We start from the raw sequence: 12,264 nt of genomic DNA on the forward strand, positions 1-12,264 counted from the left end.
TTTTTGCTCCCTAGTGGCTGAAGTGGCGGGTACCGGTGAAGTACATCGTCACCCCCGCCTCCTTGGCCGCCGCGACAACTTCCTCGTCGCGGATGGAACCGCCCGGCTGGACGACGGCGGTCACACCTGCGTCAGCCAGCACCTGGAAACCGTCCGCGAAGGGGAAGAACGCGTCCGACGCAGCAACGGCACCGTTGGTGCGGTTGCGCCCCTCGTCGAGAGTGTTAGCGCGCTCGACCGCAAGCTTCGCGGAGTCCACGCGGTTGACCTGGCCCATACCGATGCCGACCGAGGCGTTGTCTGCCGCGATGAGGATGGCGTTCGACTTCACGCAGCGCACGGCGCGCCACGCGAACTCGAGCTCGGCGAGCTGCTCAGGCGAGGCGGCCTCGCCCGCTGCCAGGGTCCAGTTCTCCGGGTCATCGCCCTCGGCCTGGTAAGTGTCGCGCTCCTGGATCAGGAAACCTCCGGAGATCTGGCGGATCTCCTCGTCAATCGTCTCGGGCTCGACTTCGAGGATGCGCAGGTTCTTCTTCTCCTTGAGCACCTCGAGGGCCTCCGGAGCGTAGGACGGGGCGAGGATGACCTCGGTGAAGATCGGCTTGACCTGCTCCGCCAGCTCAACGGTGACCTCGCGGTTGCAGGCGATCACGCCGCCGTAGGCGGAGACGGGGTCGCAGGCATGGGCCTTCTTGTGCGCGTCGGCGATGGACGTGTCGGAGACAGCCACGCCACACGGGTTGGCGTGCTTGATGATGGCCACGCAGGCGCGATCGTGGTCCCAGGCGGCGCGCCACGCGGCGTCGGCGTCCTGGTAGTTGTTGTAGCTCATCTCTTTGCCGCCGTGCTGGATGGCGTCGGCAAGCCCCCAGCCCTCGTTGACAAGGCGTGCCGCCTGGTGCGGGTTCTCGCCGTAGCGCAGAGCACCGGTGTCCTCGGACTCGAGTTGCTCATCCATCCAGTCGGAGACAGCCGCGTCGTAGTCCGCGGTGTGGGAGAAGGCGGCAGCGGCCAGGCGGCGACGCTCCTCGAGGTCGAACCCGCCCTCGCCGATTGCGCGGGCCAGGTCCTCGTACTGCTCCGGCGAGGTCACGACAGCGACCGAGGGGTGGTTCTTCGCAGCGGCGCGGACCATCGAGGGACCCCCGATGTCGATCTGCTCGACGCAGTCGTCGAAGCCAGCGCCAGAGGCGACCGTCTCCTCGAACGGGTACAGATTGACCACGACCAGCTGGAACGGCTCGATCTCGAGGTCGCGCAGCTGTTGCGCGTGGTCGTCCTTGCGCAGGTCGGCAAGAATGCCGGCGTGGACGCGCGGGTGGAGGGTCTTCACGCGGCCCTCGAGGACCTCCGGGAACCCGGTGAGCTCGGCGACCTCGGTCACCGACACGCCCGCCTCAGCGATTCGCTTCGCGGTCGATCCCGTGGAGACGATCTCAACTCCGGCCTCGGCCAGGGTGCGGGCCAGGTCTTCGAGACCGGTCTTGTCGTAGACGCTGATGAGCGCGCGCTTGATCGCAATGCGGTTGTTCGTCATGGGAAGGTCACCTTTCCGTTGTTGTCGTGCGTCGTGCGGCGCAGCACATCGACGATGAGCGCCCGCTCTTCTTGCTTGATTCGTTCGTGCAGTTCCGCCTCGGATTCCCCGTCCCGGACGGCAACGGCCCGCTGGGCAATGATGCGACCCGTGTCCACACCCTCGTCAATGTAGTGGACGGTGGTGCCGGTGACCTTCACTCCGTACGCCAGTGCATCACGCACGGCGTGGGCGCCCGGGAAGGACGGCAGCAGCGCGGGATGGGTGTTGATGAGCATGCCCTCGAACTTCTCCAGGAACGCGTGACCCAGAATGCGCATGAAACCGGCGGAGACGACGACATCGGGAGCGGCGGCGGCGACGGTGTCGCGCATCCGCTCGTTCCACTCGGCGCGGTCGCCCTCGAGAGGCACCGTCTGGGTGGTGACACCGGCGGCGGCGGCGCGGTCAAGTGCGGGGCAGTCCTGATCCGCGACGACGAGGTCGACGCGGTAGTCACTGCCCTGGTTATCCAGGATGGCTTGTAGGAGAGTTCCCGAACCAGAAACGAGGACGGCAACAGAAACGGCGGGGCTGTTAGTCACGGTGAATTAGTTTAACCACCAACACCGCGATTCCTGACACCACGAAGGCCCACGCGACGGTGAGCCCACCAATGACGAGGGGGTTCACGCCCAGGTAGCCGTAAGCACCCGCTGTCCCGCCGGCGTAGAGGGCGGCGACAAGCGCGAGAACACCCATCGCGGTTGAGGTGGCGGCGGCGTGGAGCAGGGTCGGCGTGCGGCGCAGGGAGAAAATCACCACAGTCGCCGGCACGAGCGCGAGCACCGGAGCCCACGGCGCGACCGCGCCCGGAATCGCGGCAAACAACGGCAGCGGCGGCAGGGCCACGGTGTCGACGGCGAAGAGGGACGCGGCACCATCTGCGATGTGGAAGCTGCCGCCGAGCAGGACGCCGAGCGTCTCGACGGCAGCGTTCGGCAGGTACGCAACGCTAAGGAGTGTCAGGATGACGCCGCCGCCTGAGCTGAGGACCGGGAAGGCGTCGATAAGCTCGCGAATGCGCGGGTACCCCGCGGCGAGCAACCCGAGGTACACCACGAGCCCAGCCGCGAGAAGCAGTCCGAGGGTGCGGATCGCAGTGAAAGCACTGTCGACGACCACCTCCGGCACGCCATAGCGGCGCGCTAACGCTCTCCACAAGGTGGGGCTGATCCCCGCCGCGAATCCCAGCAGGTTGGTCAACAGCGGGAAGATGAGCGCGAGCGCCGGCGGCGGCACCTCAATCGGGTAGACAGTTGAGGCGTCGCCGACCATAAAGAGCGCGACCGCCGACAGCGTCAAGCTCACCGCGGCGGTGAGGACCAACAACGCCAATAGGTCGGCGACGCTGACGCGCTTCGCGGTTGCGGCGCGGATGCGCGAGGCCAGTAGGGCGGCCACCGCAACCACCGGAACGATGGGGAGCACGGCGATGGTCACGCCGTCGAAACGCACGGGTGCGCCGTGCGAGGCGAGCCATGCGGCCCCAATGGTGCCCGGAAGGTAGCCCAGGCGCGAGCCGGTCAGAAGGATAGAGGCCAGGCAAATGACCACGAGACCCAAGACGACCACGAGGAACGGGACCGCAACAAACGGTAGGTAATGGCGCAGGCGCTGTTCCCAGGTCTCGGGGACCTCGGGAGTCTTCTTCCTCTCCGCGTTGGTAGAGGCCATGGTGCTGCGCCCGCGCGTGGGGCGGGTCCGCTTCTGCGGCGGACGGGGGCTGGACTTGTTGCTCATCGCTTTCCCACTTTGCCATCGAGCCAACCTCATGAGCCCCAGGGACACCCGATGTAACGCTTTCGCCGGGGCAAGCGAAGGACTTGCCTTAGCTTTTCGACGTTTGGCTTGCCACCATGAAACCGATTCGTTACAGTGACCCTTCGTAGATAACAGTACGGTTACAAATCCACCGACTCGGATCTGAAGAGGCTTCAATGACCATTTCGACTTCCACGGCACGCAAGGGCGGCAAGCACCGCAAGCACTCCCCCAACAAGGGACGCGTCGCCCTCGTCGCCGTCGCCACCGGCGCCGTCTCCACCGCCGGTGTTTCCGGCGCGGCCGCCGCTGGTCTGCACAACAGCTCCGAGTCGATTGACATCCAGCTCGCCGCCGACAGCAACGTCGTGGAGGCTTCCTCTGGGGCCGACTCCGCCCCGCAGATCCTGGCGATTGCCGAGTACAAGCCGGTGGAGAACCTGGCTGAGCAGCTCGACAAGGCTGTCCAGCACTCCGACATCGTGGCCAAGCTTGACGAGGCTGCACGCGCTCCGCTCAACTTCCGTCCGGCCGAGGGCGCTTTCACCTCCGGTTTCGGCCCGCGCTGGGGCTCGATGCACAACGGTGTCGACATCGCCAACGCCATCGGCACCCCGATCTTGGCCGTCGCCAACGGCACCGTCCTGGACGCCGGCCCGGCACAAGGCTACGGCAACTGGGTCCGTATCCTCCACGAGGACGGCGCAGTATCCGTGTACGGCCACATGTCCACGATCGGCGTCACAGTCGGCCAGCAGGTCACCGCCGGCCAGCAGATTGCCGGCATGGGTAGCGAGGGCTTCTCCACCGGTTCGCACCTTCACTTCGAGATCCACCCGGATGGCGTGACCCCGGTCGACCCCGCCATCTGGCTCGCCGCCCGAGGCATCATCCTCTAATTTTTCACGAAGCACCCTCTTCTTCTCCCCGCCGCGAGAGCGACGGGGAACTTTTTTAACCTCTTTAATCACTTCTTTCACTTGCGAAACATCTTTCACTTCCCTAGATTCTTAGCGAGTAGAAAGCCCCTCAAACCGAAAAGGCTCACACCACGCATGAAGACCCACGTGATCACCATCGCTGCGGCAACCGCCATCACCCTCGCCTCCACGGCAACACCAGCCTCCGCCCTCACAGTCACTGTGGGCGGGCAGCCCGTCGCCAGCGACCACGACATCGTCTCCGCACTGGTAAAGGCCGTCACCACCATCAACGTCAACGGTGCAACGCTCACCGCCGGTGACTACTCGGTCGTCTTCGACCCGCGCGTCCTCGACCAGGAGCACGGCGTGGCTTCCCCCGAACCGATCGCCCCGGTCCTCATCCAGCGCGGCCAGACTGCCGACGGGCGCACCGTGGTCACCCCGGCCTCCGGCCGCATCAGCTCCGGCTTCGGCCCCCGCTGGGGCCGCATGCACCAAGGCATCGACATCGCCAACGACTTCGGCACCCCGATCTACGCCGTGATGGACGGCACCGTCGTCAACGCCGGCCCCGCGCAGGGCTACGGCAACTGGGTAGTCATCCGCCACGACAACGGTGAGGAGTCCGTCTACGGCCACATGGCGACCTACAGCGTTTCCGTCGGCCAGCGCGTCGCCGCGGGCGACCAGATCGCAACGATCGGCAGCGAGGGCCAATCCACCGGCCCGCACCTGCACTTCGAGATCAAGCCGGACGGTTCCACCCCCGTCGACCCGCAGGAGTGGCTGCGTCAGCAGGGCATCATCATCTAGTCTTCTACAGCTTCTCCATGGGAACCCCGCCGATGAGCATCAGGCGGACGGTCCCGGAGGAACCGAAGTCGATCGTCACGGTCTCGCGCACCCCACTGCCCTCTACGGTCAGAACGGTGCCGAGGCCGTATTTTGCGTGATTGACCCGGTCGCCCACGAGCAGCTGCAGATTCTTGTTCACCGTTCGCGCCGCAGGCCGCGCCCGGCGCGGCGGGGCCCACGCCGATGTCGTCTCGCTGCGGGCAGGTTCGACCCGGCGCCAGTCAACGAGGTCGTCCGGGACCTCCGTGAGGAAGCGGCTGGCAGGGTTCGTCACGGGGTTGCCCCACGACGCACGCACGACTGAGCGCGTGAGGTAGAGTCTGCGCTTTGCGCGGGTGATGCCGACATATGCCAAGCGGCGCTCTTCTGCGAGCTCGTCCGGATCGCCGAGTGCGCGCAGGTGCGGGAACTGCCCGTCCTCCCAACCGGTGACGAAGACGTAGGGGAACTCGAGCCCCTTCGCTGTGTGCAGGGTCATCAGTGTGACCACGCCCTGCTCATTGTCCGGGATCTGGTCGGCGTCGGCGACAAGCGAGACCTTCTCCAGAAACGCCTCGAGGCTGCCGGGCATCGGCTCGCCGTCGCCAAGAATGGCGTCGAGCTCGTCCTGGCTCATGTACGCCATCTGCAGCTGCGCCTCCGAGCTGAACTCGCGGGCGACGGAGACGAGCTCGTTGAGGTTGTCCAGGCGGGCACCGTCCTGCGGGTCGTTGGAGGCCTCCAGCTCGGCGCGGTAGCCGGTCAGCTCCAGGATCCGGGTGATCAGCTGGCCGAGGTCGCCTTCTTCCGCGCGCAGCGTCTGCATCATTTCCACGAACCCGGCGATCGCGTTGCGCGCGCGCGTGGCCAGCATGTCGACCTCTCCCCTGGCGGCGGCCTCGAGTGCCTTGCCAAAGCTGATGCCGTGGTTCTCAGCATGAAGCGCGACCATGGCCTGCGCCTTGTCGCCGATCGCGCGCTTCGGCACGTTGATGATCCGGCGCAGGGCAACCGTGTCGTCGGGGTTGACCACGGCCTTCATGTAGGCGACGATGTCGCGCACTTCGCGGCGCTCGTAGAAGCGCGTCCCTCCCACAACCTTGTACGGGATACCCGAGCGGATGAAAACGTCTTCCAGCGCGCGGGAGGCGTTGTTCGTCCGGTACATCACGGCGATGTCGGAGTAGGCCACTCCGGCGTCGGAAAGCGTATCGATCTCGCTGGCGATGAACCGGGCCTCGTCGTGCTCGTTGTCGGCGACGTAGCCGACGATCTTATCGCCGGCCCCGTGGTCGGTCCACAGCTTTTTCGGGCGGCGCCCCTCGTTCTGCGCGATGACGGCGTTGGCGGCGCTGAGGATCGTCTGCGTCGAGCGGTAGTTCTGCTCGAGCATGATGGTCGTGGCGTCCGGGTAGTCACGCTCGAACTCCTCGATGTTGCGGATCGTGGCGCCGCGGAAGGCGTAGATGGATTGGTCGGAATCGCCCACGACGGCGAGCTCGGGGGCATCCGGGCCGTCACCGACGAGGGTGCGCACGAGCACGTACTGGGCGTGGTTGGTGTCCTGGTATTCGTCGACAAGCACGTGGCGGAAGCGGCGGCGATAGTACTCCGTGACCTGCGGGTGCTCGGAAAAGATCCGCACGACCTCTCCGATCAGGTCATCGAAGTCGAGGGAGTTCGACTGGCGCAGGCGCCGCTGGTACTCGCCGTACACCTGCGCGACGGTGGTTTCGAAGGGGTTGTGGGTCCGGGTTGCGTCTTCCAGCGCGCGCTCCGGACCGATGAGCTCGTTTTTGAGGTTCGAGATCGCGTTCGACAGCGTGCGGGCGGAAAACTTCTTCAGGTCGAGGTTGAGGTCCTTCGCGATCATGCCGAGCAGCCGGCGGGAATCGTCGGCGTCGTAGATGGTGAAGTTCGTGTTCAGCCCCGGCACGAGCTGCGCCTGCTGGCGCAGGATGCGCACACACACCGAGTGGAACGTGGCCACCCACATCCGCTCCGACTCAGGCCCCACGAGCTGGGAGACGCGCTCGCGCATCTCGGCGGCGGCCTTGTTGGTGAAGGTGATAGCGAGGATCTGCCACGGCGCGACTCCGCGCTGCTGCATGAGGTACGCCACGCGGCGCGTGAGCACGGCCGTTTTGCCGGATCCGGCGCCGGCCACGATGAGGAGCGGCCCGCCGGAGTGCGTCACGGCGGCTTCTTGCTGCGGGTTGAGCCCTAGTACGAGATCGTCAGTCATGATGATTTACATGGTGGCATAATCACCGGACATGAACGAGTTTGCTGTTCGAATGCCGACAGGCACCGACGACCCGCTTTCTGATAGCGAGATTCAGCAGTACCGCAAGGAGATCGACCGCCTCGACCGCGTCATCCTCGACGCCGTCAAGCGCCGTTCCGAGGTCTCCCAGGCCATCGGCCGCACGCGCATGGGTTCGGGCGGCACGAAGTTGGTGCACACCCGCGAGGTGGCCATCATCAACCAGTTCCGCGACGAGTTGGGTGAGGAAGGACCAGCTCTGGCCACCATTCTCTTGCGCCTTGGACGCGGGAAGCTCGGCTAAGCACTAGCGTGGAGGTCATGAATTCTGTGACCTCCTCCTCCGCCTGGGCGCGTCTCGACGCCCTCCGCACCGAGAAGACTTCTTCCACCCTGCGCGAGCTTTTCGACGCCTCCCCCACCCGCGCCGCCGACTGGACCTTCGACGCCGCCGGCCTCCACGTGGACCTGTCCAAGAACTTGGTGGACGACGAGGTCCTCGACGCCCTCGTTGCCCTCGCGGAAGAAGCGAAGCTCTCCGAGCGTATCGAGGCGATGTTTAACGGCGAGCGCATCAACTCCACGGAGAACCGCTCCGTCCTCCACACCGCCCTGCGTTTGCCCGCTGAAGAATCGCTGCGCGTTGACGGACAGGACGTCACCGCCGACGTGCACGCGGTCCTCGGCCAGATGCGCGACTTCGCAACCGCCCTGCGCACCGGCGAGTGGCTCGGTCACACCGGCCGGCGCATCACAAAGGTGGTCAACATCGGCATCGGCGGGTCCGACCTCGGCCCCGCAATGGCTACCCGGGCGTTGCGCGCCTACGCCACCGCCGGCATCACCGCGGAGTTCGTCTCCAACGTCGACCCAGCCGACATGGTCAGCGTCCTCGCCACCGCGAACCCCGAGGAGACGCTGTTCATCGTCGCTTCCAAGACGTTCACCACCCAGGAGACGTTGGCGAACGCGCACGCCGCGAAGCGCTGGCTCGTGGAGAAGTTCGACGGGGATGAAGCGGCTGTGGCCAAGCACTTCGTCGCCGTGTCGACGAACGCGGAGAAGGTCGCCGAGTTCGGTATCGACACCGCCAACATGTTCCCGTTCTGGGACTGGGTCGGCGGGCGCTACTCCGTCGACTCCGCAATCGGCCTGTCGCTCATGGCCGTCATCGGCCCTGCAGACTTCATGCGCTTCCTCGAGGGTTTCCACGCCATGGACGAGCACTTCCGCGGCACCGAGCTGCGCCGTAACATCCCCGCGCTGATGGGCCTGCTCAACGTCTGGTACCGCAACTTCCACGGCGCGCAGTCCCACGCCGTGCTGCCGTACTCCGAGGACCTGGCGCGCTTCCCCGCCTACCTGCAGCAGCTCACCATGGAATCGAACGGCAAGTCCGTCACCGCCAACGGGTCCTTGGTCAACTACGACACCGGAGAGGTCTTCTGGGGCGAGCCGGGCACGAACGGCCAGCACGCCTTCTTCCAGTTGCTCCACCAGGGCACGACGATGGTCCCGGCGGATTTCATCGGCTTCGCCACACCGGCTCAGGACCTGCCTGCCGCCGACGGCACCGGCTCGATGCACAACCTTTTGATGTCCAACTTCTTCGCGCAGACCAAGGTCCTTGCCTTTGGTAAGGATCTCGAGGAGCTGGAGCGGGAGGGCGTCGATAAGCAACTGGCCCCACACAAGGTCATGCCCGGCAACCGCCCGACGACAACCATCCTGGCCGAGCGCCTCACCCCGGCTGTGCTGGGAGCACTCATCGCGCTGTACGAGCACATCGTGTTCACGCAATCCGTTATCTGGGGCATCAACGCCTTCGACCAGTGGGGCGTGGAATTGGGCAAGCAGCAAGCGAGCGATCTCGCCGACGCGGTGTCCGGCGCGGCAGAACCATCCACCGGCGATTCCTCCACGGACGCCCTCATCTCTTGGTACAGGAGCGCACAGTAAATGGGCGATGCAATCAGCACAGACACCTACACCCCGAAACAGCGCTCCGCCTACCGCAAGCGGTTGGAAGACGAGCTCGAGGTGTTCGACCGCCACCTACAGTGCGCGGACTTCGTTAGCCAGGGCACGATCGGGCTTGAGCTTGAGCTCAATCTTGTCGACGACACCATGGCCCCCGCGCCGAAAAACAAGGAGGTCCTCGACCGGCTTAGCGACGATTTCCAATCCGAGATCGGCTCCTACAACGTCGAGCTCAACCTCCCGCCGCAGAGCATCGACGGCGCAGGACTGACGGCGCTGGAAAACGAGCTGGAGAAGCGCCTTAGCCTCGTCCGCGAGGCTGCTCAGGCTGAAGGCGCGCAGCTGGCGATGATCGGCACCCTGCCCACCATGACCAACGAGTTCCTGGAGGATCCGGGGTGGATCACCAACGAGCACCGCTACCGCGGGCTGAGCAACTCTGTCATGGAGTCGCGCGGTGAGCTGCTCCAGATGGCGCTGAGCCGAGTGGAGAGCTACTACCACGAGTTCGAGGACATCTCGACAGAGTCCACCTGCACTTCCATGCAGCTCCACCTCCAGGTCGCGCCGAACCGCTTCGCCGAGGCGTGGAACGCCTCCCAGGCCATCGCGGGTGTCCAAGCGGCGCTCAGCGCAAACTCTCCGCTGTTCATGGGCCACCGACTCTGGCACGAATCGCGTATCCCGGTCTTCCAGCAGGCCATCGACACACGCACAAAGGAGCTCATCCACCAAGGCGTGCGGCCCCGTGTGTGGTTCGGCGAGCGCTGGATCACCTCGGTGTTCGACCTGTTCGAGGAGAACGTCCGCTACTTTTCGCCGCTTCTGCCCGAGGGCCGCGTCTCCGCCGGCAAGCCGATCATGCTCGGCGACAGCCCGGGGTTGCACTACCTCAACCTGCACAACGGCACGGTATGGCGCTGGAACCGTCCGATTTACGATCCGAACGGCGAGCTGTCGCACATCCGTGTGGAGAATCGCCTCCTCCCGGCCGGCCCGACCGTCAAGGACATCATGGCCGACGCCGCGTTCTACTACGGCATGGTCAAGTACCTCGGCGAGCAGACCCGCCCCGTGTGGTCGCGGTTGAGCTTCGAGCGGGCCGCCGAGAACTTCGAGGCCGGTGCCCGTGACGGCCTCACTGCGCGGATGAAGTGGCCCACGCTCGGCGTGATCGAGGTCTCCGAGCTCGTGACCGAGCACCTCCTCCCCCAGGCGCGCGAGGGTTTGCGCAGTCTCAAAGTCAACGAGGAGCTCATCGACGAATACATGGGCATCATCGAGGGCCGCGCTTGCCGACGCCAAAACGGCGCGTCCTGGCAACTCGCCGCGCTCATGGAAGCCGGACCGGGCACCCGCCCCGGCACCCCGGAGCGCGCCGAGGCTCTCGCCCGGGTCTTGCGCCAGTATCTGGCGAACCAGGCCACCGGCGCTCCCGTGCACACTTGGTCGACCAAGGTCGAGTAAGGCAGAATGTGGGGCTGATTACCCCACATGAAGGAGTTGTGAATGCAATCGATCATCGACTGGGTCGTGCACCTCATGGAGTTGCTCGGCGCCCCCGGCGTCGGCATCGCCATTTTGCTGGAAAACCTCTTCCCGCCGATTCCGTCAGAGGTCGTCCTCCCCTTGGCCGGTTTCACGGTCTCGCAGGGCTCGCTCAACTTCCTGTCCGTGTTCATTTGGTCGGTGCTCGGCTCCGTCGTGGGCGCGTACATGCTTTACGGTGCCGGCGTCTGGCTGGGCGCTGACCGCCTGCGCCGCATTGCCGACTGGATGTGGCTGGTCAAGGCGTCCGACGTGGACAACACCCTCGCTTTCTTCCACGAGTACGGCAAGGTTTCTGTCTTCTTCGGCCGCCTCATTCCGGGAGTGCGCTCGCTGATTTCGATCCCGGCCGGCCTCGACCGAATGAACCTGATCACCTTCGGTTTGTGGACGACCTTCGGCTCCGCACTTTGGAACGCCCTGTTGATCACCCTCGGGTTTTACCTCGGTGAGAACTGGCACGTCGTGGAGGACTACGTCAACACCTACTCCAACGTCGTCTACGCCATCATCGCCCTTATCCTGCTGGGAGCGCTGTTCTACTTCATCCGGCGCGCTTATGTGGAGCGGGCTGGCACCGCGGACACCACCAAATAACGCGCTCCAAGTCGCCGCTACCTCCAAGAAATCCCTTCTTGATCAGGGTGGCGCACCTCCGGCACGGCTTGTTGTTCCGGCCAAACACGTAACTTGTCTCCCCTGCTCGTCTGACCCCGGTGGTCACACGGACTGGGGAGTCTTTATTTGCCCACATCAGGCGGCGGGCGATCCGCACGTGCGCATCGACGTCGACGTCTCCGACGAGTTCCGCGGGGTGGGTCCCGGCGAGGAAGTTGATCTCCGCGCGGTACTCGTTGCCGATCCCGGCGGCATTCTTCTGGTCGAGCAACGCGCGGCCAATCTCGAGGCGCGGGGAAGCCTCGATGCGCCTGACCACCTCATCGTGGTCGAAGTCTTCTGCCAGCATGTCCGGTCCGAGGTAACTCATGCGCTCTGCGTATTCGCGGGCCGGAAACACTTCGACGAGTCCGAGTTCGTGGCCGACGATTTCGATGTCGCCGGCGGGGTCTTTGAGCTGCAGCACGATGCGTGCGGTGTGCCCCGGCTTCTTCCATCGCGCTCCCGCGCGGTGTTTCGCCCACGTGCCCTCCATCTTCAGGTGGGTGTGCACAACCTCGGGGCCGAACTGCATGAAGAGGTGCTTGCCGTAGGGCCACACTCTTTCGCAGGTCAGGCCCGACACGTCGACCGTGGCGTAGCGCGGCACCCGGATGCTGCACCGCGTCACTTCCCTGCCCTGCATGAACTGCAGGCGTTTGGAGAGCTGATAGACGGAATCTCCTTCTGGCATGTGAGTAGATTAGCGCACCACT

The 12,264-nt window shown here is 65.3% G+C and carries 11 protein-coding genes; 6 read left to right on the top strand and 5 right to left on the bottom strand.

Annotated elements, in window-relative coordinates:
• Positions 1-10 precede the first annotated feature (10 nt).
• Genes purH through VVR41_RS05105 form a run of 3 tightly spaced genes read right to left on the bottom strand, consistent with a single transcriptional unit; the run spans position 11 to position 3,319 of the window.
• Positions 11-1,537, bottom strand: a complete 1,527-nt coding sequence (purH, locus tag VVR41_RS05095; RefSeq protein ID WP_368523860.1) for a bifunctional phosphoribosylaminoimidazolecarboxamide formyltransferase/IMP cyclohydrolase — start codon at positions 1,535-1,537, stop codon at positions 11-13.
• Entirely contained in the window at positions 1,534-2,121 is a 588-nt protein-coding gene (gene purN / locus VVR41_RS05100) for a phosphoribosylglycinamide formyltransferase (protein ID WP_321100667.1), read from the bottom strand. Before purN ends, purH begins: the two co-directional genes overlap by 4 nt.
• The gene (locus VVR41_RS05105) at positions 2,114-3,319 is read right to left on the bottom strand and encodes a DUF6350 family protein (protein ID WP_368523861.1); all 1,206 of its coding nucleotides are present in this window, start codon (positions 3,317-3,319) and stop codon (positions 2,114-2,116) included. The genes purN and VVR41_RS05105 overlap by 8 nt, the downstream gene beginning before the upstream one ends.
• Before the next feature lie 197 nt (positions 3,320-3,516).
• On the opposite strand from VVR41_RS05105, the gene VVR41_RS05110 reads away from it, so the two are divergent.
• Entirely contained in the window at positions 3,517-4,239 is a 723-nt protein-coding gene (locus VVR41_RS05110; protein WP_368523862.1) for a M23 family metallopeptidase, read from the top strand.
• Positions 4,240-4,395: 156 nt separating this feature from the next.
• The gene (locus VVR41_RS05115) at positions 4,396-5,076 is read left to right on the top strand and encodes a M23 family metallopeptidase (protein WP_321100664.1); all 681 of its coding nucleotides are present in this window, start codon (positions 4,396-4,398) and stop codon (positions 5,074-5,076) included.
• Positions 5,077-5,080: 4 nt separating this feature from the next.
• Here the strand turns inward: VVR41_RS05115 and pcrA are convergent, their stop codons facing one another.
• Positions 5,081-7,342 (bottom strand): DNA helicase PcrA, encoded by a 2,262-nt coding sequence (gene pcrA / locus VVR41_RS05120; protein WP_368523863.1) that lies wholly within the window; start codon positions 7,340-7,342, stop codon positions 5,081-5,083.
• A gap of 31 nt (positions 7,343-7,373) precedes the next feature.
• Here pcrA and VVR41_RS05125 point away from each other — a divergent pair, with 31 nt between their 5' ends.
• From VVR41_RS05125 to VVR41_RS05140, 4 genes are read left to right on the top strand one after another with little or no spacing between them, the layout of a single operon-like run.
• The gene (locus tag VVR41_RS05125; protein WP_368523864.1) at positions 7,374-7,667 is read left to right on the top strand and encodes a chorismate mutase; all 294 of its coding nucleotides are present in this window, start codon (positions 7,374-7,376) and stop codon (positions 7,665-7,667) included.
• A gap of 17 nt (positions 7,668-7,684) precedes the next feature.
• On the top strand, positions 7,685-9,322 hold the full coding sequence (gene pgi, locus VVR41_RS05130; RefSeq protein WP_368523865.1) for a glucose-6-phosphate isomerase: 1,638 nt from the start codon (positions 7,685-7,687) through the stop codon (positions 9,320-9,322).
• Positions 9,323-10,810, top strand: a complete 1,488-nt coding sequence (locus VVR41_RS05135; RefSeq protein WP_368523866.1) for a glutamate-cysteine ligase family protein — start codon at positions 9,323-9,325, stop codon at positions 10,808-10,810. It begins immediately after the preceding gene.
• A gap of 42 nt (positions 10,811-10,852) precedes the next feature.
• Positions 10,853-11,488, top strand: coding sequence for a DedA family protein (locus tag VVR41_RS05140; protein ID WP_321101754.1), 636 nt, complete (start codon positions 10,853-10,855; stop codon positions 11,486-11,488).
• On the opposite strand, the gene VVR41_RS05145 is transcribed toward VVR41_RS05140, so the two are convergent.
• Entirely contained in the window at positions 11,436-12,242 is an 807-nt protein-coding gene (locus VVR41_RS05145) for a DNA-formamidopyrimidine glycosylase family protein (protein ID WP_368523867.1), read from the bottom strand. The two genes, VVR41_RS05140 and VVR41_RS05145, sit on opposite strands and share 53 nt — an antisense overlap.
• Positions 12,243-12,264: the final 22 nt, after the last annotated feature.

Source organism: Corynebacterium sp. LK2510, from assembly GCF_040946405.1.
GTDB lineage: Bacteria > Actinomycetota > Actinomycetes > Mycobacteriales > Mycobacteriaceae > Corynebacterium.